The organism is Polaribacter atrinae (assembly GCF_038023995.1).
In the GTDB taxonomy this organism is placed as follows: Bacteria; Bacteroidota; Bacteroidia; order Flavobacteriales; family Flavobacteriaceae; genus Polaribacter; species Polaribacter atrinae.
On record NZ_CP150660.1, the window covers coordinates 897,907 to 923,534 of the forward strand.

The 25,628-nt window shown below is 28.5% G+C and carries 23 protein-coding genes, 1 other RNA gene and 1 pseudogene; 1 reads left to right on the top strand and 24 read right to left on the bottom strand.

Going from position 1 to position 25,628, the window contains the following annotated elements; translation table 11 throughout:
* Positions 1-35: 35 nt before the first annotated feature.
* The 16 genes and pseudogenes from WG945_RS03995 to WG945_RS04070 all read right to left on the bottom strand — a co-directional run bounded on the left by WG945_RS03995 (position 36) and on the right by WG945_RS04070 (position 14,098).
* Positions 36-995 carry a glycosyltransferase family A protein gene (locus tag WG945_RS03995; protein WP_068448439.1) on the bottom strand — a complete coding sequence of 320 codons (960 nt, stop codon included), beginning with the start codon at positions 993-995 and terminating at the stop codon, positions 36-38.
* 65 nt (positions 996-1,060) lie between these two features.
* A complete protein-coding gene (locus WG945_RS04000; protein ID WP_068448441.1) occupies positions 1,061-1,939 on the bottom strand; it encodes a glycosyltransferase family 2 protein in 879 nt (292 codons plus the stop codon).
* The gene (locus tag WG945_RS04005) at positions 1,936-2,853 is read right to left on the bottom strand and encodes a glycosyltransferase family 2 protein (RefSeq protein WP_068448442.1); all 918 of its coding nucleotides are present in this window, start codon (positions 2,851-2,853) and stop codon (positions 1,936-1,938) included. Before WG945_RS04005 ends, WG945_RS04000 begins: the two co-directional genes overlap by 4 nt.
* A gap of 4 nt (positions 2,854-2,857) precedes the next feature.
* Positions 2,858-3,694 carry a glycosyltransferase gene (locus tag WG945_RS04010; RefSeq protein WP_068448444.1) on the bottom strand — a complete coding sequence of 279 codons (837 nt, stop codon included), beginning with the start codon at positions 3,692-3,694 and terminating at the stop codon, positions 2,858-2,860.
* 56 nt (positions 3,695-3,750) lie between these two features.
* Complete coding sequence (locus WG945_RS04015) at positions 3,751-4,629, bottom strand: glycosyltransferase family 2 protein (RefSeq protein ID WP_197482055.1); 879 nt, start codon at positions 4,627-4,629, stop codon at positions 3,751-3,753.
* A gap of 43 nt (positions 4,630-4,672) precedes the next feature.
* Positions 4,673-5,725, bottom strand: coding sequence for a hypothetical protein (locus WG945_RS04020; RefSeq protein WP_068448447.1), 1,053 nt, complete (start codon positions 5,723-5,725; stop codon positions 4,673-4,675).
* A gap of 11 nt (positions 5,726-5,736) precedes the next feature.
* Complete coding sequence (locus WG945_RS04025) at positions 5,737-6,564, bottom strand: glycosyltransferase family 2 protein (protein WP_068448450.1); 828 nt, start codon at positions 6,562-6,564, stop codon at positions 5,737-5,739.
* A 158-nt stretch (positions 6,565-6,722) separates the two neighbouring features.
* Entirely contained in the window at positions 6,723-7,007 is a 285-nt protein-coding gene (locus WG945_RS04030) for a hypothetical protein (protein WP_157603545.1), read from the bottom strand.
* Between the two features lie 234 nt (positions 7,008-7,241).
* Positions 7,242-7,406, bottom strand: a pseudogene (locus tag WG945_RS04035) (glycosyltransferase); the annotation flags it as partial.
* Between the two features lie 191 nt (positions 7,407-7,597).
* Entirely contained in the window at positions 7,598-8,851 is a 1,254-nt protein-coding gene (locus tag WG945_RS04040) for a UDP-N-acetylglucosamine 2-epimerase (RefSeq protein ID WP_068448452.1), read from the bottom strand.
* A gap of 4 nt (positions 8,852-8,855) precedes the next feature.
* The gene (locus tag WG945_RS04045) at positions 8,856-10,004 is read right to left on the bottom strand and encodes a polysaccharide pyruvyl transferase family protein (protein WP_068448454.1); all 1,149 of its coding nucleotides are present in this window, start codon (positions 10,002-10,004) and stop codon (positions 8,856-8,858) included.
* On the bottom strand, positions 10,005-11,270 hold the full coding sequence (locus WG945_RS04050) for an ABC transporter ATP-binding protein (RefSeq protein WP_068448455.1): 1,266 nt from the start codon (positions 11,268-11,270) through the stop codon (positions 10,005-10,007).
* A 59-nt stretch (positions 11,271-11,329) separates the two neighbouring features.
* Positions 11,330-12,184, bottom strand: a complete 855-nt coding sequence (locus WG945_RS04055; protein ID WP_068448457.1) for an ABC transporter permease — start codon at positions 12,182-12,184, stop codon at positions 11,330-11,332.
* Between the two features lie 254 nt (positions 12,185-12,438).
* Positions 12,439-12,852 (bottom strand): type II 3-dehydroquinate dehydratase, encoded by a 414-nt coding sequence (aroQ, locus tag WG945_RS04060; RefSeq protein ID WP_068448459.1) that lies wholly within the window; start codon positions 12,850-12,852, stop codon positions 12,439-12,441.
* Positions 12,853-12,930: 78 nt separating this feature from the next.
* The gene (locus WG945_RS04065; protein ID WP_068448461.1) at positions 12,931-13,434 is read right to left on the bottom strand and encodes a transporter; all 504 of its coding nucleotides are present in this window, start codon (positions 13,432-13,434) and stop codon (positions 12,931-12,933) included.
* A gap of 157 nt (positions 13,435-13,591) precedes the next feature.
* On the bottom strand, positions 13,592-14,098 hold the full coding sequence (locus WG945_RS04070) for an outer membrane beta-barrel protein (RefSeq protein WP_068448463.1): 507 nt from the start codon (positions 14,096-14,098) through the stop codon (positions 13,592-13,594).
* A 165-nt stretch (positions 14,099-14,263) separates the two neighbouring features.
* Between WG945_RS04070 and xerD the strand changes: the two genes are divergently transcribed.
* Complete coding sequence (gene xerD, locus WG945_RS04075; protein ID WP_068448465.1) at positions 14,264-15,160, top strand: site-specific tyrosine recombinase XerD; 897 nt, start codon at positions 14,264-14,266, stop codon at positions 15,158-15,160.
* A 138-nt stretch (positions 15,161-15,298) separates the two neighbouring features.
* Here xerD and WG945_RS04080 read toward each other — a convergent pair whose 3' ends face one another.
* The 8 genes from WG945_RS04080 to WG945_RS04115 all read right to left on the bottom strand — a co-directional run bounded on the left by WG945_RS04080 (position 15,299) and on the right by WG945_RS04115 (position 25,578).
* Complete coding sequence (locus WG945_RS04080; RefSeq protein WP_068448468.1) at positions 15,299-16,408, bottom strand: alkaline phosphatase family protein; 1,110 nt, start codon at positions 16,406-16,408, stop codon at positions 15,299-15,301.
* On the bottom strand, positions 16,408-17,994 hold the full coding sequence (locus WG945_RS04085; RefSeq protein ID WP_068448470.1) for a purple acid phosphatase family protein: 1,587 nt from the start codon (positions 17,992-17,994) through the stop codon (positions 16,408-16,410). Before WG945_RS04085 ends, WG945_RS04080 begins: the two co-directional genes overlap by 1 nt.
* A gap of 62 nt (positions 17,995-18,056) precedes the next feature.
* Positions 18,057-19,535 (bottom strand): SusD/RagB family nutrient-binding outer membrane lipoprotein, encoded by a 1,479-nt coding sequence (locus WG945_RS04090; RefSeq protein WP_068448472.1) that lies wholly within the window; start codon positions 19,533-19,535, stop codon positions 18,057-18,059.
* 5 nt (positions 19,536-19,540) lie between these two features.
* Positions 19,541-22,702, bottom strand: coding sequence for a SusC/RagA family TonB-linked outer membrane protein (locus WG945_RS04095; RefSeq protein WP_068448474.1), 3,162 nt, complete (start codon positions 22,700-22,702; stop codon positions 19,541-19,543).
* A 500-nt stretch (positions 22,703-23,202) separates the two neighbouring features.
* Complete coding sequence (rny, locus tag WG945_RS04100; RefSeq protein ID WP_068448475.1) at positions 23,203-24,771, bottom strand: ribonuclease Y; 1,569 nt, start codon at positions 24,769-24,771, stop codon at positions 23,203-23,205.
* 47 nt (positions 24,772-24,818) lie between these two features.
* Positions 24,819-24,927, bottom strand: a non-coding RNA gene (gene ssrS, locus WG945_RS04105) — 6S RNA.
* Positions 24,928-24,983: 56 nt separating this feature from the next.
* Positions 24,984-25,274 carry a cell division protein ZapA gene (locus WG945_RS04110; RefSeq protein WP_068448476.1) on the bottom strand — a complete coding sequence of 97 codons (291 nt, stop codon included), beginning with the start codon at positions 25,272-25,274 and terminating at the stop codon, positions 24,984-24,986.
* A 13-nt stretch (positions 25,275-25,287) separates the two neighbouring features.
* Positions 25,288-25,578 (bottom strand): hypothetical protein, encoded by a 291-nt coding sequence (locus WG945_RS04115; protein WP_068448477.1) that lies wholly within the window; start codon positions 25,576-25,578, stop codon positions 25,288-25,290.
* Positions 25,579-25,628 lie beyond the last annotated feature (50 nt).

Below are 25,628 nucleotides of genomic sequence, written 5' to 3' on the forward strand. Positions count from 1 at the left end.
AAACAACCTATATGTTAGTATTCTAATATTTTTTTCTATATGGTGATTAATTTCCTATATATTTTTGCTGTAATTTCTTTTAGTTTATATGGAATATATGTTTTTAAAATCTTAGCCTGACCATTCCATTTAGTAGTTTTACAATCTTTAAAATGATATTCTTCTGTCCATTTTGGTATTGTATTACCTAAGTGATACACAAAAGTTTTTATTGTTGACAATCGATAATACCCCAATTGATCGATAGGAGCATCTAAGTGAAATCTTTCGCCTCCATTTTCAAACACATAGGTTGGTTTTACGATGCTAATTTTATCTAAAACTTCCTTTCGATAGGTTGCTATAAAATGACCTGCTCCAATACAAGCTTTTACGGTATTCTTCTCTAGGTAAAGTTGATTCTTAAACCAATTATTCTTTTCAATTAAAATTTTACTGCCAACACTTTCCTCAAAAAGAAGTAAATCGTCCTCTAAAATAATTTTTCCTTTTTTAATCTTAAAAAAATTGCTAAAAAACAACGAATAATTGCTGTAAAAAGCCAGTTGCGGCATAGGTAGTGGCGCAACTACCCCTGCGTTTTTAAATTCATTAAAGATGGTTTTGGTTTCTGACAACCAATTGGAAAAGTAAAAAACATCTGCATCAGCAATTGTAATCAGTTGTTCATAACTTGCACGTGCTTCAGCTAAAATGGTATAAATTTTCCCATAATTAGATGCTAATTGAACATGTTTGTCTATAACCTTCTCTTTTAACAAATTATCTATATAATCAGTAACTTCTTCTCTACAGTTATTATTAATAATTGTAATGTTTGTTTCTTTTATATCTGTGGTTTTAATCAATGAGGCTAAAGAAGTTTTAAATACAGAAAACAAATTATTAAAATACTCATCTTTAGAATTTGGTATATAGACAGGTATGATAATTCTATGATTTTTATAGTTGATTTTTTGATTATTATTTTTTTCCGGATTAACCCCTATTCGCATATTAAAATTTCTATTTTACCTTTATGTAATAATAATACCTCTTTTATGAAAGCCCTAATAATGCTCTACTTTTTACTAAAATTAATTTTATTTAGTGTTTTAATGGGAAATATATATTTATCTAAAAAACGTAATTTTATTTTCTTTTGAGGATTTAAAAAATTAAATCTACTCACTCCAGAATCCAAAAGTTTTGAGGCTATTTTAGACAATACAAAAGGATTTTTTATCCCCATTTTAACAAAGTTATCATAAATTTTCTTCTCTAGACCTATATACTTTTCTTTTTGCAGCGAAAGCCTTTCTTTATTATCATATTCTCTATAAAAAGCTAACGGTTCATTGATATAAAACACTTTATGATTGTAAAACATTCTTTGATAAAAATCTACATCTTCACCAATTTTAATATCCTCATCAAACATTAAATCTTTTGTAAATACTTTTCTTCGAATTAATGGAGTAGGAGATTTTACAACCCACCTTCCTAAGGCATTCCAAAAAACATCACCTGATCTTTTATGAATTTTATTTTCTGAAGCTCCAATCAATTTTCCTTTTTCATTTCCTTTTTCATCTACTACAGAAGCGCTTGAATGAACACAATCTACATTTTTATTACTGTTTAAAACTTTTACTTGCTTTTGTAATTTGTCTGCTCTCCAAAAATCATCATCATCTAAAAAAGCTATATAACTCCCTTTAGCTACATTTATACCAAAATTTCTTGCAGAAGACAAACCTCCATTGTTTTTATAAAAATAATGGCACTTTTTATATTTATTACATATAACTTCTGCATAGTTTTCTTTAGAGCCATCATCTATTACTAATATTTCAATATTGTTATAAGACTGATTCACAACACTAAGAATAGCTTCTTCTAGAAACTCTTGCCTATTATAGGTAGGTATTACCACTGATACTAATGGTTCTTTACTCATTTTTCAATTTTGTTAATTAATTGAATACATATATTTGGTAGTAAAAAAAGATAATATTTTAGAGCCAAATTAAAATTAAATATTTTAGTATTAAAAATCTCTTTTTTGTTTATCCAAACATATTGTTGAAAGTATTTTTTTAAAAGTAAATGATCTTTGTTTTTTTGTTTATAAAAATGTAAATACTTTATGTTTTCTTGAAATATATCTAATTTTCTTAGGCTAGACAATCGTGTCGTTGTTGAACCTTCATGCCTTCTAAAAAAATTTAATTTTTTGTTTAAAAATACGAATGAACTATTTTGTATTAAAAAAGTCCACAAAAAAACATCTGACGATTGTTTATTCTCAAATATAAGGTTTGGTATATCTATTATGGGTTTTCTAAAAACAACACTACTTCCATTAGTTATGTATGTGTCAAATGGTGCTTTATTTAGATACACTTCTCCTTTAAAAAGTTTTGATTTATTTTCAGATACACTTAAATCTATAGTTCTTTTGTTTGTATTGTATAAAAAAGTCTTATTTGCATCTACATAATTACTTGAACAAAACGTTAATGCAGCTTTAGGATAAGTATCTAAAATCTTCACTTGTTCTTCCAGAAAACTTACATCAGAATAATCATCAGTTTCTGCAATCCAAATATATTCACTTTGAGCTAGTTCAATCCCCTTTTTCCAAGATTTATAACCACTCCCTGAGTTTTCTGTATGTATAATAAAATTTGAGATTTTATTAGTATACTTCTGATAAAACGCTTTTAATGTTTCAATACTTCCGTCTGAAGATTTGTCATCAATTATAATAAGTTCCCAGTCTTTAAAAGTTTGGTTAACTATTGAATCTAACCTATCTTTTAAAAAAGAGTTATGATTATAACTAGGTAATATGATACTTACTTTTGACATTAAATTATTTATTTTTAATCAAATTAACAATTCCCATTTTTAAATAATTCTTATTTATTTCTGATATTGGATTTAAAATAAAAGATTTTATAAATAAATGGAATGAAAAAAATCTATTGGAGAGACAAACCTTTATAAATTGTTCAACTGAATAAATATCTAATTCTTTTGAACTAACAATATTCTGTTTAATAATTTTTTTATATTTTTTATGAAACTTAAGATAATTTTTAAGAAAAAGTATATCTGTAGTACCAATAGAAAAATGCTCTATTAAAATAGTATCAATAACTTTAATATCATAGCCCTTGTTAAGTATTCTTAGACTGATTGCAAGATCATAACAATGGAACCCATTAATTTTTTCATCAAAATTAACACCTATACTTTTTTTCAAACCTAAAAAAACACCGTCAACAGCTACAATACCTTCATTTTTATTAAAACCATAATTAACCAACTCCTTTTTTTTATTTTTATAGTGTTGAATAATATTGATACAACTCTTATCTTTTGGCACGTGCCAAAAAGCACTAGGAAATTTACTTTTATAACTAGTACCAGCTAAACCGATTAACCCTATATCTTTTTTAGCTAATTCATTTATGAAAATTTCTCCCCAATTTTCTTGTATAAACAATATGTCTTCATGTATAAAAAGTAAATTATTAAATTTAGCTTTTTCAAAACCAAAGTTATAAGCTTTAGCAATAGACCATTTTTCTTTTAAATTATCTATTTTAATAATTTCATAATCAACCTCACCAATAGTATTAAGTATATTAATTTTTAACTCTTGAAAGAAAGAATCTTTTATAGAACAAATAATAATTGAAATCATATATTTTTATAAACCTTTAATAAACCTTTCATACTATTCCATTTTAAATTTTAAAACTATTTTAAAAACTTTTTCATTATTTTTAACACTCCAATTTTCTTTAATATTTTTTTTATAATTAAAACTAATTTATAAGAATTTGATTTTTTTAAAAGATTTAAATTTTTCCGATACAACCTATAAGAATCATAATATTTACTTAATATATTAACAGAAAAATTATAATATTCTTCATAAGTTAAAACTTCTTTTAAAGAACCTAAGACCTTAATCTGATTATCTTCTATACCTAATGTATTCATTCTACCATCTGGATTAATTCTATAAAATGATAAAGGTTTATCTATAAAATCAATTTTATTAGTGATTTTCAATAATTTAATCCATACAACCCAATCTTCTTGTGCTGATAAATTTTCTGAAAACCTTATTGTATCAAACAATTTTCCTTCAAAGATTGCATATTGTAATTGTATTGAAAAAGAATTATATAAGAAATTTTCAAATGTTAAAGACTCCTTTGTAAATTCAAAACTAGGAGGGTAAACCCCCTTTGAATCAATTGATATCATCATAAAATTAGAAACTACTATTTCTGCTGCATTATTATTAGATAAAGAAAATGCATCTAATGATAATTCAAGTTTCTGAGGAGCTAATAAATCATCAGCATCCAAAAACTGTAGATATTGACCATTAGCTTGTTCAATTCCAAGATTTCTAGCACTACTTACTCCTCCATTTTCTTTATAAAAATACTTAAAACGTATGTCTTTTACTGCCCATGATTGTGCTATTTTCATTGTATCATCCGTACTACCATCATCAACCATAATACATTCCCATTCTAAATATGTTTGTTTATAAACAGACTCCAATGTTTCATTTAAAAATTTTCCCTGATTATAACAAGGTACTATTACCGATACTAACATTCCCATTTTATATTAAATATTTTCAATTATAATAACACAGTTCTTAAATCTCAATTAAAGATTTAAAAAACAGTTCATATTCCAATGAAATTTTCTTGGGATGAAATTTTTCTCTTTTGATTAAATACTCGTTACTTTCAAATATTTTATTCATTTTAATATCTGTTACTGTCGTCAAAACTTCATTATAATTTCCTTTTTTTAAATCAAGTGTCGGTAAATTAAAATATTCTGCTACTTCTGTTAAATTTCCAATTTTTGGAATTACCATTGGTTTATTAAAAGTTAATCCTAAGAATAAATTACCTGAATTTAAATTTTTAATCCTAGGAATAATCATCAAAGAAGAATTTCTAACCAAATCAACCATATATCCATATTCTAAAAATCTATTATCAAAAAAATACTGTTCTTTCTTTAGTGGAAAGCATATTATTTTTTCAGCAATATATTTATAAATATTTCTAAAACGATATGGTCTCAAATATTTTGGATTTATAAACTGAAACATATTAGGTACTACCAAAAATTTATTTTTGACTGGAATTCTCCTAAAAACTTTTAGCAACAGAAGTACTTCTTCCATAGACCTTAAACTACCTATGGCAGAAACAACATATTTATCTTGAAAAGATACCTTAAACTTATCTTGATAGTCAAATATTTCCTGATCATTTAATAAGCTATCATACAAAGGGTGATTAATTAACTTATGTTGACAAGTTGTTGGGAAATATGATTTAAAATTATTTAATGAATAATGTCCGAAATGTATAACACCATCAGCATATTTATATAATAACTTGAATAAACCACTAAACTTATGACCTTTATCATAATGTGATTCTATATCATTTAATGTTAAAATAATTTTTGACTTTTTTTTCCAAATGATAATTTTCTCTTCTAAATCAATTAATTGTTCTTTAGTAGGTGCTCTAAAGGAAAAAATAGCTTCAGGAAATTGAATATTTACAATTTTATATGCTTGTTTATAATCTCCCAAACTCCCATACACATAATTAAATACTGCATATTTATTTATTTCATCAAAATAAATATTTAGTACTTTATCATGGGGTATAAAAACATTCATACTTAAAACTATTATTTTTTAAAACTTATTTTTTTTAAAACTCTATTTAATATACTATTTGTAGTTGCTTCTTTTAATCTTAACTTAAAAATTCGTTGTTCTCGTTCAAAAAAATCATAAAGTAATTTGCGTGCAATTATAAAGCCACCGTGTGAAGCAATCATTAAATATGTTTCTAAATTCATTTTTTCTACTTCGGCAGTAGTTTTTGCATTTTCATGAATATATGCATGAGCAATATTAAATTCCCCCCTCTTTAATTCATACCTTTTTGAAATTTTAATCCATAAATCTACATCCATACAAAAATGTAAATTCGTATTTAAAGGTCCACAATTATTCCAAGCTGCTTTGGAAAAAAAACAAGCAGGTTGCATAAAATCTTTATTGTTTGTCCAATTATAAAGTTGTTCTGTTGTTATAGGATCATAAAATTCAGGAGTATATTTAATTTCTTTATTTAAATTCACCATATGGCCAATTCCAATAAAAGCTCCAACATTTGCTGGCCAGTTTAAACTACCAATTTTAATTAAAGTGTTTGGTAACAAATAATCATCACTATTAATCCAATAATAAATAACACCTGTTGCTTTTAAAAACCCCTTATTTATCGCATCACTCTGACCATTATCTTTTTCACTTATCCAATAAGTAATATTTTCTTCATATTTTTTAATTATGTCTATTGTGTTATCTGTACTACCTCCATCAATTATTATATATTCTAAATTTGGATAATTTTGATTTAAAACTGATTGAATTGTTTCCTCTATAAAATTGCCTTGATTATAAGAGGGTGTTACAATTGATATTTTAGGAAATGTTATTTTAGACATTTTTAGTTATTTTTTTTCAATTTTAAAAATTTGATGTACTCATTCAAAGTAAGTTAGTGGTGGATAGTTCTAATTCTTTTTATTAGTCTTATTAATTATATATTTTGTAAAGAAACGAATTATGTGGTAAATTTTATACCCAATCCTTTTATAAAATTCTATTTTTTTTCTATTTTACATAAGTTATTTTCAACTTCATTTTCTAATAAATTTAATATTTCCTTATTATAATCGTCTAAATGTTCTAGATATAATTGATTTTTAGAACGTATTCTAAAACTACTTAATAGCGCTTTTGTAGCATATAAACTTTCATATCTAAAAAAAGCACACATAACTATAAATCTCCCGAAAATTTTAATTTTATGTTCAATTTTGAACCAGAACTCTCCCATAAACTTCTCCTCCAAAATACAGACTCTTATTGCCCCATAAATTGCCATAAGTATAATGATTAAATTTAGACAATTGTTTAAATTTTATTATTAGACTAACTGTTCTTCCTTTTTCATCATAAAAAGACGGCATACCTAACAACCAATGAACTTGTTTAAAATTAAAAAAAATTCAGAAACAATAGAAAAAGGACCTTAACATACATATCATCTGAATTTATCCATGCCATAATTTCACATGTCAATTTATCAAAACATTTTTGAATAACATCATATAAACCTTTATCTATTTTCAGATACCCAATAGGTTAATTTTGCTTGATATTTCTCTATTATTTCTATAAAATTATCTGTACTACCTCTATCAATAATTATGTATTCAAGATTAGGGTAATCTTGATTCAAAACCGATCTAATAGTCTCTTCTAAATAATTGGCTTCGTTATAATTAGGAGTAACTTATAGACTTTATAGATTGATTAGCCTTTTTCATATTCCGGTGTTTGCTCAAAAAAATAGTACTAATTATATTCTTTTTTAGAATAACTATAAATCTTTTACTTATATTTTTAATTTAGCTGCTGTATAATATTACCTATATTTTTTTTGTAATATATATTGTTTGAATCTAATTTATGTTATTTTTTTGAAATATCTTCTAATGCATTAACAACTCGTTGTAAAGACTCACCATCAAGTTTGTATGTAAAATTCTCAACCATATCTGATTTATGTTTTTTATAATCTACTTTTTTATTAATAAAATATTCTATTGCTTTTTTTAAATTTATTTCAGTTTCTACTATTTTTTTATATTGCTCATATTTTTCTAACTTAGAGTAATGAATACTTGGACCATCTTCAAACAAATCATATGCAATAATATTTTTACCTAACAATAAAGCCTCCTCTATTACAGTTGACGAACGGCTAATCACTAAATCTGAAATTTTAATATAGTCATAAACAGAAAAGACTCTATCATTTGGATAAATAAATTGAATATTATTCAAACTTAGTTTTAAGTCCTTCATAACGTTTTCATAAATATTAGGATTAACAGAATCCTGCGGGTGCATTTTAACTATTAAAAAACAATTAGTAAAATCTATACTTTTATATATATTAGTAATATAATCTATATAATAAACTTCTGGATTCTCTTTGTAATTATATTCTGTATGTAAACATGTTGCAACTAAGATAATCTTCCTTTTATTTATTACTTTAGCTTTCAATGAACTTGAAAGATTATTCTGTAAACTTACTTTATCATGATTTGGGTTCCCTGTTAAGTATGTATTTTTTACTTTTCTACCACCAAAAACAAGCTCGTCATAAATTATTTTACCAAAAACTATTTGATAATCTGAAGTAGAAGTTATTTGACCTTTTATATTATCATCCTGACAACCACCATGTTGTATACAAGTTGTTTTAGCTTTTTTGCTTTTTAAAAATCTTATGAAATCAACTCCTTTAAAATGTGATTTATAAAATAAGACAAAATCTAGACAAATTATATTTACACTTTTTTTATTTTTTATTGAATTTATTATAGGAATTGGCGAATTTACAATAAATATATTCTCACTATTATTAATCTTCTTTGTTAAATTATCATTCAAAAAATAATTTGATAAATAAATTATAAAAATTTTATGTTTTTTTTCTTTTAAAAAATAGTTAATTAATGGAGTAAATATTCTTATTTCGGCTTTAGATGTAATAAGAAAGTTATACGAATCTTCTTTGTTTTTTTCACAAAAAAAGATAGAAGATAATACGTAAGATATAATTTCCTTTTTTGTTTTTAAAAAATAATTTGACAAAAAAATATTTTCGCCTAACAATCTTTTGACAATGTATTTTTTTATTTTTTTTAGAACCATTTAATTAATTAATTCTATTTAAGAAAAGTTTAAAGTCAATAAAGTAATCATCTTTTAGATGTTTGATAGTTATCCTATTAAATGAATTAATTTCATTTTCAATACTTAATATATCATTATTAAATATCATCTTATTATTAACATTTAACATTTCTAACATACCTTGTGTTTTATAAGTATTAGAAGGTAAAAAGAAAGTGGGGACATTACTCATTAAACCAAAAATTCCAATATGATACCTTCCTGTAATCATTAAATCAAATTCTTTTATTAAGCTTCCTATATTATTATATCTAATACCATCCGAATAAGATATACTTTTAACCTTCATCGAGACTAATATCTTTTCTATTTCATTTTCTTTTTCTTCAATTTTTAAAAAATAGGGTTCGAAGCCAAGAAATCTAATATCATCAATATGTTTAGTTATTTGATTAATCTTTATTCCATTTTTTTGATTAGGGTATACTCCTAAAACGCCAAAAGTATATAGGCACTTTTTCTGTTTTGATTTATTAATTTTAAATTGATTTATAAAAGTTAGTTTTTCATTAATATTTGCTCGAAAAGCAAAATCAGGTATTAATGAACAATCTTTTATAGTTTTTTTTAAATAATTGTACGATCGAACCTCTCTAACACTTAAAAAATCAATATTATTTAATACTTTTTTTGTAAGTTTTTTATCAACACATTGATAACTCCCATTTACCATTGCAACTTTTTTACCAAAACTCTTTGCTAAATGTGCAAATCCTAATAATGTCAATCCACCTCTACTATTATGATGAATTGTACCTTCCATATTAATTACAACGAGATCGCTTAATAAAATTTTATCTTTAATTTCTTTCGAAAAATTATTAAGAGCTAATTCTTCCCACAATCTAATATTAAAAATTTTCTTTTCATTTCTTAAAACAATATTAAATCCAATAGTGTTTATTTTTTTTATAATCTTTCTTTTAATTCTTGTTTTAAAAGAGACATGAAACATTTCTTTATTAAACACATCATATCCAGTACCTAATGGCAAGAAATCTAAATCAGCATCTTTTAAATTTTTCTTTATAAATTTTGACAATTCTGTAACAGTAGCATGACAACCTGGATTTATCTCTATACGAGTATCATTAATAAATAAAACTTTCATCTATATGTTTTTCCATTTACAAGATACAATTACACAACCAAAATCTTTAGGTTTATATCCATAAAAATCTGTACCTGTTTCCTCTATAGAAAATGAAACAAATTGATCTAAACTTCTAATCACTTCTTGGTTTTTTATATGAAAACCTAAACTTATAAAATAAGAATTAGGTGCTAGTAAAGAGTTTGGAATTTGCACATTAATTACATTAATACCAAGCTTTATACCCAAATCAGTAATATTTTTTTGAGTAGTAAAGATATTCCTCTCTAATTCATCACTAATACGTAAACCAATAATTGGTTTGTTAACAAGTTTTTCTTTAGAAACTTTGAATTTAATTGAAACTGTTACCATTTCTTCAAAACCAAAAATAGAAGTCAAGGCTTTATCTTTATTTATTATTGAGACTTCCAAAATATCGGAATCAAAGTTTGGTTTCTCACAATTATAATAAGCAGTAGCCTTCTCATCATCTTTTTTTAAGTAAAAATCTACTGCTGCATCTGTATCACCTTCAAAAACTACACTCCCATTACCCAAAACTACACATCTTGTACATAAGTTTTTTACTGCCGCCATATTATGACTCACAAACAAAACCGTTCTACCATCAGTATTAGAAATATCTTGCATCTTACCAATAGCTTTCTTCTGAAACTCTGCATCTCCAACCGCTAAAACTTCATCTATAATTAAAATATCAGGTTCTAAAAAAGCAGCAACGGCAAAAGCTAAGCGAACAGTCATACCACTAGAATACCTTTTTACAGGTGTATCAATATAACGTTCACAGCCAGAGAACTCCACAATTTCATCTAATTTAGAGGCTATTTCTTTTTTGGTCATTCCTAAAATAGCACCATTTAAGAAGATATTTTCGCGTCCTGTCATTTCTGGATGAAAACCTGTACCCACTTCTAATAAAGATGCTATTCTTCCATTAGACTTAATAGAACCTGTTGTAGGACCAGTAACTTTAGATAAAATTTTTAACAAGGTAGATTTTCCTGCGCCATTTTTACCTATAATTCCTAAAACTTCCCCTTTTTTAACTTCAAAATTAATATATCTAAGTGACCATACGTAATCAGATTCCCCTTTTGTAGAACGATTATTTACATCACCAATTTTTAAAAAAGGATCTTCTTTACCTCGTATTTTATACCACCAGCGCTTTAAATCGTCACTCATGGTACCAGAACCAACAAGACCCAATCGATATTGCTTACTTAAGTTTTCTATTTTTAAAATTGTTTCGCTCATTTAATGCTTTTATTATTAGTAAGAAATTTTTATTCTTTTAAAATTTACTTCTAACTAATTTAAACTGTATCAATAAAATTCTTCTCGGCTTTGTTAAATACGAGTACACCTGCAACTAAAATAAAAACAATAATACCTACAGAATAGCCAAACATAGTTGTATTTAACGTTCCAGAACCTAGCAATATATAACGTGTTGTTTCTATTACAAAAGTTAAAGGATTGTATTCTACCACCCAAGCATATTTTGGCAATTTTTCTATAAAATAAGATACCGGATACATCACCGCAGAAATATACATTAACAACTGTAATCCAAAGCTAATTAAAATATTTAAATCTCTATATTTGGTTACTAATGCAGAAATAATCATTCCTAACCCTAAACCTAACATCCCCATTAAAAGTACCATTAAAGGAAATAAAGCCGTATATTTATTAAAGCTAATGTCGGCACCATTTACATAGTAATACAAATAAAACACTAAAAATATAAATAGTTGGATTCCAAACCTTAAAAGATTTGAAATAACTATAGACATTGGCATAATCATTCTTGGAAAATACACTTTACCAAAAATACCTGCATTAGATGTAAATGTATTTGAAGTTGCTGTAAAACAACTTTTAAAATAATTCCAAATAGTAATTCCTGCTAAATTAAATAAAAATGGTGGCACATTTCCTGTAGAAATATTAGCCACATTATTAAAAATTAATGTAAAAATTATTGAAGTAAACAAAGGCTGAATTAAATACCACAAAGGACCTAATATTGTCTGCTTATAAACTGTTACAACATCTCGTTTTACAAAAAGCATTAACAAATCTCTATATTGCCAAACTTCTTTTAAATTTAAATCAAATAAATTATTTTTTGGCGTTATTTCAAAAAGCCACTTTTCTTTCTCCATTTATTATTTTTTCTAAAAAAACAAATATAATTTATTTTATGTTTTTGGGTATTTATTATCTACTATAAATTATTCTTTTTTATGATTTTATCTAATAAAAAACAACTTATAAAATTTACAACAAAAAATTACAGGGGAATGGTATTAATAAAAACTACTACTTTTGCAAAAGTAGTAAAAACAGTGGAGGTAAAAAAGATTTAAAAAAAATAGAATAAAGAAAAAAAACTAATAAAACCTAGATTTTGGAAATTCTACAAAAAACTCTCAATCCCTAACTCATAACTCTTTAAACCAAAACCTAAAATAACTCCTTTACAAACCGGAGATAAATAAGATTTATGTCTAAAAGCTTCTCTATTGTGTACATTAGAAATGTGCACTTCTACAACTGGAGTTGTAATGCCACTAATAGCATCTGCAATTGCAACTGAAGTATGTGTATAAGCACCTGCATTAAGAACAACGCCATCAAAACTAAAACCAACTTCGTGTAATTTATCAATGATAGCACCTTCACTATTCGATTGAAAATAAGACAACTCTACATCATTAAACTTTAATTGAAGAGTTCTAAAGTAATCTTCAAAAGTTTGTGAACCATAAATTTCTGGTTCTCTTTTTCCTAATAAATTTAAATTAGGACCGTTTAGTATAAGTAGCTTCATAGTTCAAAAATACATTTTTTCAACAAAAAAACGGAAGCTTTTCAGCTTCCGTTTGTAAATATAATCAATATTTCTATTTTAGATTCCGAACATTACGCCCAAACTAACATTGTTCATTTCTAAACCATCATTTGAAATTCCAGAATAAGAGATATTCAATTGTGTGGTATCATCAATTTTATAACCAACTACAGGTCTATAATAAAAACCACCATCTAAATCTTCACTCAAACCTATTGCATAACCAAGGTTTGCTCCTACTACAAATTTTTCTGAAACATTAAATCTTGCTGCACCAGATATTGGCAGAAAAGAAGCATCTGAAACTTCAATAGTACTACCTCCTAACACCTCAACATCTTTCCCAAAAAAGTGAGAATATTGTATCGATGGGCCTAAGGTAAAACCTTCTGCCACTGGATACATGTAATTTAATTCGGCTCCTAAAGTTAAACCATAAAAATCATTGGCATCACCTGTAGGCACTCCTACGTTTAGTCCTCCATTTAAAACACCTTCTTGTGCATTTACAGCACCTACACCCATTATTGTTACAAAAGCAACTATCAATAATTTCTTCATATTTTTTTAAATTTTTAAGTTCTCTACAAAAGTAAATCAGTACTACTTTTTACATGAACGGAAAAGATTTAAAAGTTGACTCAAATGAAATTGAGGAAATTTTGAGCATAAAAAAACGGAAGCAAATTGCTTCCGTTTTTAATATATTTAAATAATACTATAGAGCAAACATTGCTCCTACACCAAAGTTAGAAACAGTATTACTGTTTTTACTCATACCTGTATAAGTAGCCTGTAACATTACGTTTTCACTAACACTATAACCTATCATTGGTCTGTAATAGAAAGCTCCCTCTTGTCCAGATGGGCTAATTCCAATACCATAACCTAAATCTGCACCAACACTAAATTTTTCTGAAGCAACAAAACGTGCAGCAGCAGCAACTGGAAGAAATCCACTATCTTTTACTTCAATAGTTCCAAAACCATTAATTTCTATATCTTTTCCAAAATAATGTAAATAAGAAATAGAAGGTCCTACTTTAAATGTTTCTGAAACATCAAATAAATAGTTAGCTTCTACAGACATAGCAAATGATGAAACATCACTTGTATCTCCAGTTGGGAAACCTACATTTACACCTCCATTAAAACTTCCTTCTTGTGCATTCACAACACCTAATCCTGCAAACGCAAGCGCTGCAATAACTAATAATTTTTTCATAATTTTTGTTTTTAATTACAGCTCGAAATTAATCAAAAAAAAGAATAATTCAATTATTTTCAAGAATAAAAATAAGAATAATTTAATTTTAATGTCGCTAAAAAATATATTTCATAATTTTTAGATTCTAACAAATTGATAATTAACTTTTAATATCTTTATCCCATGAAATGGCAAAACGCAATTAGAGATTTTCAACTCTTTTTAAAGATAGAAAGAGGGCTTTCTAAAAACACAATTGATAGCTACACGAGAGATTTAGAAAAACTGATGTCGTTTTTAGAAGAAAATGAAATCAATCACACTCCTACTACTATTGATGAAGAATCTATTCAGCAATTTATTTATGAAGTTGCTAAAAAAGTAAATCCTAGAAGTCAAGCGCGTATTATTTCTGGTTTGCGTAGTTTTTTCGATTATTTAATTTTTGAAGATTATAGAGAAACTAATCCGACAGATTTAATTGAAGCTCCAAAAATTGGAAGAAAATTACCAGATACCTTATCCGAAGATGAAATAAATGCACTTATTTCTGCTATCGATTTAAGTCATCCGCAAGGAGAAAGAAACCGAACTATTTTAGAAACCTTATATAGTTGTGGTTTGCGTGTGAGTGAACTTATCACCTTAAAAATTTCTGATTTATTTTTTGAAGAAGGTTTTGTAAGAGTGATCGGTAAAGGAAATAAACAGCGTTTTGTACCGATTCATTATGCTGCTCAAAAATATATTTCGTCTTATATAAAAGACATTAGAACTCATATCACACCGCAAAAAGGTTTTGAAGACACGGTTTTCTTAAACAGACGAGGCAAAGGGTTAACCAGACAAATGATTTTTATCATTCTTAAAAATCTATCTCTAGAAATTGATTTAAAAAAGAAGATTAGTCCGCATACGTTGCGTCATTCTTTTGCTACACATTTGTTAAAAAACGGAGCAGACTTAAGAGCTATTCAACAAATGTTAGGTCATGAAAGCATTACCACAACCGAAGTGTATGTGCATTTAGATAAAAGTTATTTAAAAGAAGTGGTAGAAACCTATCATCCTAGAAAATAAAAAAAACTGTCTAAAAAAGTTTAAATCTTGTCATACTGAACTTGTTTCAGCATCTAATTCTAAGAACCTGAAATAAATTCAGGTTGACAAAAAAAAACAATTTAAAGACAGCCTTTTTAACTTGTTAAAAACAACTTCTTACTTTATAAAAGAAAAAGGTTTTCCTATGGAGTCTGTTTTCATTTCTAAATCTAAAAGCTTCCCTACAGAAGCTGCTACCTGATTTGTATACAACTGTTCTTCCGATACAATTTCTCCTTTTGCTTCAATTTTATTTCCAAAAGCAATTACCCAAACTTGGTCTGTATCTTTTATGGAGTCTCCATGATGTTTCCAGGTTTCTAAAGGTTCTGTACCTCTACCATGATCTGTCGTAATTATAAAAGTCGTTTTTCCTTTATAAAAAGGATCTTGTTGTGTAAAATTCCAAAGTTTTTTAATGAATGCATCTGTTCTTTGTGCCGATTTTAAATACGCATCGTATTCTCCGTCATGTGCAAAATCATCGGTTTCTCCATAAGAAATAAACACCAACTTCGGAAGTTTCTTTTTAATTGTTTCTAAAGCATAATGATGGGTAAAAACATCTAAACGAACGCCTCCCCAAGGACTCGGAGTTTCAGCTTGCAACTCGTTTAAAAAATTTTCTTTATCAGATAAATCCAATCCTTTCGCCTCTCTAAAACCTGCATTTACATACAATCCGCTTCTTTCTTCATTAATAATCGACGGAAAAACATCCCAACTACCAAAAGCAGCAACTTTACCTTTATAAACTTCCGATTTTTCTGCTATTTCTAAAAACGTAGTATTCGGATTCGGAATTTTATTGTTGCTATTAATCCTTACATCATCTGCTTTTCCTGTTAAAATCTCATTATAACCCGGATACGAAAAATGCATTCCGTTGGTTAAATTCATCTTACTTCCTTCCCAACGGTTTCCGTGAATTTGCCCCATTTTAGCAACTTCACTCCAAATAAAAGGAAGCAATACCTCTCTTCTTTTGGTTGCAGATTCCCTCCAAAATTCTTTTTTCAAACTTTTAGGACTCCCAACATATTCTTTATTTTCTACCAATAAAGAATCGGCCCCAGCAAATAACTCTTGCCAACGCAAACCATCTAATGTAATAACAAAAACCTTATTAGAATCGTCTTCTACAAAGGTTATTTCATTCTTTTTTTCTGATGAACACGCGGCTAATATCAACAAAAAAAAGACACTTGATAATTTTAATATTTTCATTATTTAATAGTTTTAAATGTTTCTATGGTGGACCAATCACTCCAATTTAAAAATTGATCTCTGTAACGCACACGTACATAATACACAGTATTTTTTGTTAACTTCCTATCTAAAATCACATCCGTTAAATCATCATCCTTTTGTCTATTTTCTTTGTAATACCAATTTTCGTGTTGTTTCCAAGAATCGAATGTAGGTTTAGAAAAATCTTCTGTAGTAGCAACTTGCCAGTTAGTACCTGCATGAAACGCATCCTTTTTATCACTTATAAAAGAATTTGCTTTTAAAACTAACTTATAAATAGATTGTTCTTCTTTACTTAAATCAACTAAAACGGGAGTATTCGGCTGAATTGTTTTCTTAAAAACGGTAATACTATCTCTTAATTCGTTATCTCTAAACTGAATGTTATTACCTCTACTTATTCTTTTTAATGTAAAAGAAGGATTTTCTTTATCTGGGTCTATCGTTGCCACAACAAAACCATATTCGTCTTGTGTTACTGTAAACTCATCATAATCCCTACCTTCAAACTCTCCCCAATTATCAATAGCTCCACCTGCAGAAGCTACATTTACCCATAAGTGTTTGTGTTCTTTAGATTGCCCTCTAGAATAGCCATGTGTGTGTCCGAAAAAGTGCAAACTTGGTTTGTTGGATTCTTTTGTAAAGTTTTCTAATAATTCTACCACTTTTCCCGAGAAATCTTCTTCACCAGGAATCCATAGTTCAGATTTATGAGGATGATGTAATTGTGCAAAAACAAAATCTATTGAATCATTTTTAGCCGTTTTTTCTAACAAGTCTTTCAACCAAGCTAGTTGTTGCTTTATATTTCGATACCCCTCGTTAGAATCTAAACCAATAATTCTTGTATTTGCATAATCTTTAAACCACCAATGTTCTGCATATTCTGGACTTCCGTTTTTAGGTAAACTAAAATACTTAAAGAAATAATCAGAATTTCGTTCATGATTTCCAGGGACCGGATATACAGGCACTTGAGAAAATAATTTTTCTGATTGCTTAAAAAAATGTTCTTCCCATTGATTAAAAGTACTGCCAGTAACTACCAAATCTCCTGGAATTACTACCATTGCTAAATTTTCTGAAATATCACCTTCAAAATTCTTTTTAAAATAAGGTAAAACGCCTTCTTCTACCACTTCTTGAAACTTTGTTGGATGCTGCCAATCGTTTTGCATATCGCTCATAGCAACCAAGTTTATCTTTTTAGAACCGCCTGCAAAAGGAGGGGTTTTAAATTGATATACTTCAGAAACGGCTTTACCTGTTTGTACTTTATAAAAATAGGTTGTAAATCTTGTTAAGCCCGTTATTGCAACTTCGTGCACTCTTTTTTCTGTAAAATTAATATCAAAAGAAGTTCCTGATACTTTATTTTTTAACTTGTTCTTTTTTGTGCCCCAATACACAATAGATTCTTCTCCAAAATTAGTTTGCCACATAACTTTAATAGACGTTGGTTCTGCATCTTGTAAATAAGGTTTTATTTCTATTTTTTGCGCCCACAAAAACGGAGCACTAAACAGTATAGAAAATATAATGAATATCTTTTTTTTCATTTTTATCAAAATTAAAATAAGGCCATAATTAAAATTACAACCTTATTTAGTTTGTTAATCTTTTATTTTAACCACCAGGTAATTTCTCTTATTCCGTCATTAGAACCTCCAAATTGTCTACCAATAGCTTCGGTAACATTGGTTGCATTATTATTGTATTCATCTAAAGGATAAATCCATCTTGTTGGAGGTGTATCTGAACCTAAATATGGAAATTCTGGATAACCTGTTCTTAAATGATCAAAATACATGTTCCAGCCACCTTGTAAAAAAGAAGTCAAATATTTTTGAGTAAGAATTAATTCTAATTTTTCTTCATCTGTAGCAGCATTTAAAAAGTTTACTTTTGATCCTGCGATATAATTTGTAGCTTCTGCTTGCGTATAATACTCTTCATATCCTTTTACATACGTATTATAGAATTGAAAGTTGGCTTTAATTCCATTTTCATAATAAATTTGAGCACTTGTTGAAGAAATCCATCCTCTAACTGCAGCCTCTGCTAAAATAAATTGAACCTCAGAAAAACTTAACAAATTGTGCGCTTCTGTTGTTGGATCTGCTGTATACCTATCATTTACTTTAGATACATTTCCTGCTGCTGCCACTAAATTCACATCATTATAAGCAGCAATAGGGTTCCCTCCTGCGTATGCAGAAAAATCATCGATTGCTAAACCTGCTTCTTTTGCATTTTTTGTCTGACCTGCAATAGCAAACAATCTTTTATCACCTCTTTCTATCAACATATCTACAAAAGTAGAAGCCATGTATAAACCAGACCCATAGCCACTAGAATTGAATTCTGTATACCTAGAATCTACCACATCTACAAACTCTAAACGTGCACTTTCTTCTGGTGTAGCAATTATAGGTTGTGAATTGTAAATAGACGCAAATTCATTTTTAATATTTAAAGAAAAACTACCCTCTTTTTTAGAAAGTGTTAATAATACTTTTAAACGAAAAGAGTTAACTAACTTTTTCCATTTATTAATATCTCCATTAAAAATTGGGTCTCCAGTAATAATATCTGTTCCATCCAACAACGTATTTGCCATTTCTAACTCACTTAAAATACCTGTAAAAACTTCTTCTTGCGTATTATATTTTGGTTGGTACAACTCTTCTGTTTCTCCTTTTAAAGCTTCTGCATATGGAACGTCACCAAAAGTTAACGCCAAATCATAAAAATAATACGCTCTAAAAAAATGACCAATTCCTTTGTAAGAGTCATCACCAATTCTATCTGCTTCTTCCATCATTTTAGTAACTTGTCTTAAGCTATTGTATGCGTTAAAACTAGCTCTGTCCCATTTGTAAAATTGCGAAGTACTCTCTCCATCTGTTTGCAAAATCATTCTAGAGGCATACATGGCTCCAGTTCCTTTTACTTGAAAAGCAGAAGTTGTAATGTTGGTCAATAATAAATCTGGATGCGTTATACTTACTTTATTTGGATTGTCGTTAATGTCTAATTCTTCACATGAAGTAACAACAATAGCCATCATTAAAAATACTATTATTTTAAAGTTTTTCATTTTTATTAAAATTTAAAAGTTAAACCTAAACCTAAATATCTTGTAGAAGGATCTTGCAGATTGTCATCATTTCCATAATCTGGATCAATAATATCGGCTTTCTTTAAGATAAATAGATTGTAACCATTTACACTTGCGTTAATTTGTTTGATTCCTTTTACTTTAAGAACATTTGTTAAATCATAACTTAAAGCTACAGTTCTTAATTTAAGATAAGATCTATCGAATACATTGGCAAAAGTTTCACTTTCTTCTTCTGTTACTTGCGCTCTATAAGGATAGTTTTGCGACCAAGCTTGCCAACTTACCGGAGATGTATGTGTTGCATACGTTCTTGTATCTGAAGTTACATTTCCGTTTAAATCTCTTTGCACAGAACCTCCTGTTACATTTACACCAGTTGGTACATACACCGTTCCTATTCCGTTTGCATATTCTGCATCTCTATATTCTGTAGAGTTTGGATGCTTACCACCCCACCACATTTTTTCTACAGTTAAAGATCTCATTAACCCTCCCCAAACACCATCAATACCTACTTTTAAAGAAAAGCCTTTGTATTTGAATGTATTTTCTAAACCAAATCTAAAATCAGGATTTTTATTACCAATATTTTGTTCATACGGATTTTTAGTTGGCATACCTGTATTGGCATCTAAAATTAACTCTCCATCTGCAGATTTCTCCCAAACGGTTGCATAATATGCATCAGTTCTATCATTTAATCGTAAGCTATTGTATTGTTCTGCACCTTCATCTAACCTTGTTAAGCGTTGTACTTTTTTAGACCAATTTGCTAAAACATCCCATCTAAAATCTACATTTTTAATAGGTGTAGCTCTTACAGAAACCTCAAAACCGTTAGTGGTAAATTGATGTGCATTTTCTTTTCTTGATGAAAAACCAGATCCTAAAGAAATAGGTAAATCTATAATTGAATTTTCATCAATAGCATTATAATACGCAAAATCCAATCCTATTCTGTTGTTTAAGAACCCTGCACTCAATCCTAATTCTACATTGGTCGTTAAAGAACCTTCAATATCTGGATTTACCAAACTACCTGAATAAGATAATTCCGGACTACCATCAAAAGTACCTGCGTTATCATAATAAGAATTTATTTGATATGCACTTAACGATCTTTTTACTTGTGCCCAAGAACCAAACGCTTTTAAATAATTAATAGACTCTGGTAATTCAATCCATTCTGAAACGATGGTACTTAATGATACTGATGGATAAAATAAAGAATTATTATCTGTAGGTAATGTAGAGTGCTTATCTGTTCTACCAGTAAATGTTAAGAATAATTTATTATCAAAATCTAATTCTAACATTCCGTATAAACTATTTACAGATCTTTCAGAAAAATCAGTAGCTCCTTTAATGTTCCCTTTGGTATTGTTTAAACTATACAATTCTGGCACAATGATACCATCTGTAGCATTGTACTCTTGTTGGTATTTATGGTATTCTGATGAAGCACCTGCATTGGCACTTAAAGAAAACTTGTCTGTTATTTCTTTATCATACGTCATTAATAAATTATAATCAACATCTACAGAATTTGTATTCCAAGTTTTATAATCTCCGTCTCTAGGATCACCGTAGTTTAAATACGATTTAGGACTTTCTCTATCTTCAAATCGATCTTTCATTACTGCAGAACCCATTGCCTGAACACTAAAATCATCTGTAATTTGATAATTTAATTTTAATTGTCCGTTTAAAACATTAGAATCATATCGTTGGTTTAATTCATGCGCAGCAAAGTAAACATTATTGTACCAAGCGTAATTATAGTTTGCTTGTCTATATCCTTCTTGACCAGGAATATATCTGTGTTCATTTAATTCTTGACCATTAACATCGTCTCCCATCCAAATTAAAATAGTATACATGTGATTTTTTGGTCCGTAACCATGCCTAGGGTAATTAGGCGAAAACACCTTGTTATATGCCAACTTACTATCTAAAGTTAATTTATCTGATAATTTTGTTGTTGAATTAAAAGTTAATCCTCCTGTCTTTAAATTGGTATTTGGTACTCTACCTGTATGAGATTTATAGTTACCAGACAATCTATACGAACCATTTTTAGAAGAGTTTGATACAGAAAAAGAAGTGGTATTGATAATACCTGTTCTTAAAAAATCTTTTAAATTGTTATGATACTCCCAAGCAATTGGTACTCTAGAATAACGAGATTTATCGTCGTACTTTGTTCCACTTACATCTCCCCACCAAGGAGTAACTTCACCTGAAACATTGTCTTTTATAGGACTATTCCATTGTGCAATTTTAACACCTGGTTCAAATTTTGGTCCCCAAATCATATCTCCATCAGAAATACCACCATCTTGTCCGTCCCAAAATTCATATTGTCCGTTAGAACCGTTTCCATATTCGTTCTGTGTTTCCGGAAACACTGTAAAACCAGCACTCACCATTGTATTATGAGAAACTGTTATTTCTAACCCATCTGATTTTTGACCTTTAGATGTTGTTATTTGTATAGCTCCATTACCTCCTCTATATCCATATAATGCAGATGCAGAAGTTCCTTTTAATACGGTAATATCTACAATATCATCTGGAGAAATATCATAAAAATCTGTACTTACAGGGATACCGTCTACCACAATTAATGGTGATTTACCCCTTAATGTAAATGAAGGTGCTTGAAATAAACCTGTTGGATTGCTAACCGTTAAACCAGTAACTTTACCTGTTATTAAACCTGCTGCATTTGGAGCAACAACTTCTTTTATTGTAGAAGCATCTACTCTTTGAGTAGCATAACCAACTTTCTTCTGCTCCCTTTTAATACCTAAAGCAGTTACAATAACCTCACTTAAAGCATTTACTTCGGGTAACATTGTTATGGTAATATTCGTTCTATTTCCAATAACAATATCTTGACTTTGATACCCAAGAAATTCTACTCTAAGAATACTTTTTGCATCTTTAAATGCTATTTTAAAATTTCCATCAAAGTCAGTTGTAGTCCATTTATTATCTTTTACTATCTGAACACTTGCCTCCGGTAACAAAGCGCCTGTTTCATCTATTATTTTTCCTGTTAAGACTTGCTGAGAAAAAGCTACAGTCCCCAGAAAAAGTGACATTAAAATTAAAAATTTACTTAAAAACTTGTGTTTCATTTTGTAGTTTGTTTAGTTTTATTATTGAGCTACAAAGCAAAAATTATTAAGTTAAATCAACGTATAAAGAACGTTAGCATATTGCAAGTAAAACCGCTAAACAGCTTACCATTTTGTTACCTAGAGGTGACTTTTTGATTTTATATTAACATTAATTTAAGAAATCAAGGCACAAAAAAAACCTTAAGAATACACTCAAGGTTTATTATTTTTTAATTTATGCAGTTCTAAATTAACGTTATTATAAAAAGTTTTTTAGTGTGAATTTCAAGAATAACTACACTCCACTATATTTAATATTCATAACAGTAATAAAACATCTAAGTAAAAGTTAAAAAAGGTTTCTACACTATTAATACAGAAAGAAAATTAAAAAATAGCCATAATTATTAAGAAGTGTCTAAAAACAAAAATTCCTATCATAAATATGATAGGAATTTTATTTTTACTCAGCACACAATAGTGTACTTCAGATTCGAAAAAGACAGCATGGGCTTTTATTACTTTGCCACATTAACCGCTCTTGTCTCTCTAATAACCGTTACTTTAACTTGACCTGGATATGTCATATCATTTTGTATTTTCTGAGAAATGCTAAAAGATAATTCTTCCGCTTTGCTATCATTTACCTTACCACTTTCTACCATAACACGTAACTCACGTCCTGCTTGTATAGCATATGCTTTTTGAACACCTGGAAAACCAAATGCAATATTCTCTAAGTCTTTTAAACGCTGAATGTAAGAATCTAATACTTGACGTCTAGCTCCTGGTCTTGCTCCTGAAATAGCATCACATACTTGTACAATAGGTGCTATTAAAGTTTTCATTTCAATTTCATCGTGGTGTGCACCAATAGCATTACAAACATCTGGTTTTTCACCATACTTTTCAGCCCATTCCATACCTAATAATGCGTGTGGAAGTTCGCTTTCTGTATCTGGCACTTTACCAATATCATGCAACAAACCTGCACGTTTTGCTACTTTAGAATTTAAGCCCATTTCTGCCGCCATAATTCCACAAAGATTAGCTACTTCACGCGAGTGTTGTAATAAATTCTGTCCGTAAGAAGAACGATATTTCATTCTACCTACCGTTTTTATCAATTCTGGATGTAAACCATGAATACCTAACTCTATTACAGTTCTTTTACCCACCTCTATAATCTCTTGGGTAATTTGATTTTCTGTCTTTTTAACAACCTCTTCAATTCTTGCTGGGTGAATTCTACCATCGGTTACTAGCTTATGCATTGACAATCTAGCAATCTCTCTACGAACAGGATCAAAACAAGAAAGAATAATTGCTTCTGGAGTATCATCTACAATGATTTCTACACCTGTTGCAGCTTCTAACGCTCTAATATTACGTCCTTCTCTACCAATAATTCTACCTTTAACATCATCAGACTCTAAGTTAAATACAGATACACAGTTTTCTACTGCTTGCTCTACCCCAACTCTTTGTATGGTTCCTAAAACTACTTTTCTAGCTTCTTGTTCTGCGGTTAATTTAGCTTCTTCTATAGAAGTTTGTACAAAAGCCATTGCTTCTGTTTTTGCTTCGTCTTTTAAAGATGTTATCAATTCTTTTTTAGCATCTTCTGCAGATAAACCAGAAATTTGCTCTAGCATGTCTACATGACGCTTATGCATTTTTTCTAATTCTGATTCTTTATTTTCTAAAAAGTCTAATTTTTTATTAAACTCTCCTTCTTTATGCTCTAAAGATTTATTTAACCTTTTATTTTTATCTACTTCAGAGGCAACTTGAGACTCTCTATCTCTAATACGTTTCTCTACATCAGAAATCTTTTTCTCTCTAGTAAGAATTACTTTTTCATGCTCAGCCTTTAATTCAATAAATTTTTCCTTTGCCTGTAATATCTTTTCTTTTTTTACAGAATCGGCATCTATCTTAGCTTCTTTTAAGATTGTTGCGGCCTCTTTTCTAGTGCCACTAAGTATTTTTTTTCCTTTTGCTTTTTCCATCGCTTTAGCGATCAAAAATCCACCTGCAATTCCTATCAAAACTCCCACAATAATGGGAAGTATCATTCCATCCATAATTTAAATTTAATATATAAAAAAAGCCTACATTAGTGAGGTTTTTTAAACTCCAAATATGGTTACTTATAGGACTAACTAACTGTTCAAGGATCCATTCTAGATGGCTTGCTTTAGTAGTTAAGACTCATCCTTCATAATTGAATCGTGTTGAGTTTAATAAACAATGTACTAACGTAGGCAGTGTGTTGTTAATGTATATTTTAAAGAACTTATTTTAAATGAGAATCAACCAAATTAGTCAACTCTTTTATTTTATCTACTACTTCTCTATCTGTAGAATCCTTTTCTAATGAAGTTATTTCTGCTTTTGATGCAAACTGTAACGCACACATAGCTAAAACATCTTGTTTATCGCTTACTGCGTAATTTTCTTCATACATAGAAATTAATTTATTAATAGCAGTTGCGGCTTTTCTCATGCCTTCTTCCTCTTTAGTGTTGTTCACACTTAAAGGGTAAGTTCTCCCTGCTATAACAATATTAATTTTAAGTTTTCCCACAATTTAATGAACTTTATTTGTGTAACTGTATGATACACTTGTCGATTTCTCGAATTAAAGTATTTATTTTGAGTTTTGTATCTCTTGTATTTGTACCACTGCCGTCTATAGTTTTGGCTACCTTAAGCAATTCATACTCTTTTTTCTGCACTGCTAATAATTGCTCTCTTTCTTTTAATTGATGTTGTAATTTACTTGTATTCTGAAGCAGAATTTCATTTTCATTCTTCAAAAATTCATAATTTGACAATAAGCTTTCTAACTTATCTTCCAGTAAATGAATTGCCTCAATTGTATTACCCATCTATATATTAAGAATAAAACTATAACTACAAAGTTAACATTCTGTTTTAA

Excerpts from the sequence above, each read along its gene's own strand:
- WG945_RS03995 (WP_068448439.1), bottom strand. The coding sequence starts at position 995 with ATGCGAATAGGGGTTAATCCGGAAAAAAATAATAATCAAAAAATCAAC.
- WG945_RS04000 (WP_068448441.1), bottom strand. The coding sequence starts at position 1,939 with ATGAGTAAAGAACCATTAGTATCAGTGGTAATACCTACCTATAATAGG.
- WG945_RS04005 (WP_068448442.1), bottom strand. The coding sequence starts at position 2,853 with ATGTCAAAAGTAAGTATCATATTACCTAGTTATAATCATAACTCTTTT.
- WG945_RS04010 (WP_068448444.1), bottom strand. The coding sequence starts at position 3,694 with ATGATTTCAATTATTATTTGTTCTATAAAAGATTCTTTCTTTCAAGAG.
- WG945_RS04015 (WP_197482055.1), bottom strand. The coding sequence starts at position 4,629 with ATGTTAGTATCGGTAATAGTACCTTGTTATAATCAGGGAAAATTTTTA.
- WG945_RS04020 (WP_068448447.1), bottom strand. The coding sequence starts at position 5,725 with ATGAATGTTTTTATACCCCATGATAAAGTACTAAATATTTATTTTGAT.
- WG945_RS04025 (WP_068448450.1), bottom strand. The coding sequence starts at position 6,564 with ATGTCTAAAATAACATTTCCTAAAATATCAATTGTAACACCCTCTTAT.
- WG945_RS04030 (WP_157603545.1), bottom strand. The coding sequence starts at position 7,007 with ATGGCAATTTATGGGGCAATAAGAGTCTGTATTTTGGAGGAGAAGTTT.
- WG945_RS04040 (WP_068448452.1), bottom strand. The coding sequence starts at position 8,851 with ATGGTTCTAAAAAAAATAAAAAAATACATTGTCAAAAGATTGTTAGGC.
- WG945_RS04045 (WP_068448454.1), bottom strand. The coding sequence starts at position 10,004 with ATGAAAGTTTTATTTATTAATGATACTCGTATAGAGATAAATCCAGGT.
- WG945_RS04050 (WP_068448455.1), bottom strand. The coding sequence starts at position 11,270 with ATGAGCGAAACAATTTTAAAAATAGAAAACTTAAGTAAGCAATATCGA.
- WG945_RS04055 (WP_068448457.1), bottom strand. The coding sequence starts at position 12,184 with ATGGAGAAAGAAAAGTGGCTTTTTGAAATAACGCCAAAAAATAATTTA.
- aroQ (WP_068448459.1), bottom strand. The coding sequence starts at position 12,852 with ATGAAGCTACTTATACTAAACGGTCCTAATTTAAATTTATTAGGAAAA.
- WG945_RS04065 (WP_068448461.1), bottom strand. The coding sequence starts at position 13,434 with ATGAAGAAATTATTGATAGTTGCTTTTGTAACAATAATGGGTGTAGGT.
- WG945_RS04070 (WP_068448463.1), bottom strand. The coding sequence starts at position 14,098 with ATGAAAAAATTATTAGTTATTGCAGCGCTTGCGTTTGCAGGATTAGGT.
- xerD (WP_068448465.1), top strand. The coding sequence starts at position 14,264 with ATGAAATGGCAAAACGCAATTAGAGATTTTCAACTCTTTTTAAAGATA.
- WG945_RS04080 (WP_068448468.1), bottom strand. The coding sequence starts at position 16,408 with ATGAAAATATTAAAATTATCAAGTGTCTTTTTTTTGTTGATATTAGCC.
- WG945_RS04085 (WP_068448470.1), bottom strand. The coding sequence starts at position 17,994 with ATGAAAAAAAAGATATTCATTATATTTTCTATACTGTTTAGTGCTCCG.
- WG945_RS04090 (WP_068448472.1), bottom strand. The coding sequence starts at position 19,535 with ATGAAAAACTTTAAAATAATAGTATTTTTAATGATGGCTATTGTTGTT.
- WG945_RS04095 (WP_068448474.1), bottom strand. The coding sequence starts at position 22,702 with ATGAAACACAAGTTTTTAAGTAAATTTTTAATTTTAATGTCACTTTTT.
- rny (WP_068448475.1), bottom strand. The coding sequence starts at position 24,771 with ATGGATGGAATGATACTTCCCATTATTGTGGGAGTTTTGATAGGAATT.
- WG945_RS04115 (WP_068448477.1), bottom strand. The coding sequence starts at position 25,578 with ATGGGTAATACAATTGAGGCAATTCATTTACTGGAAGATAAGTTAGAA.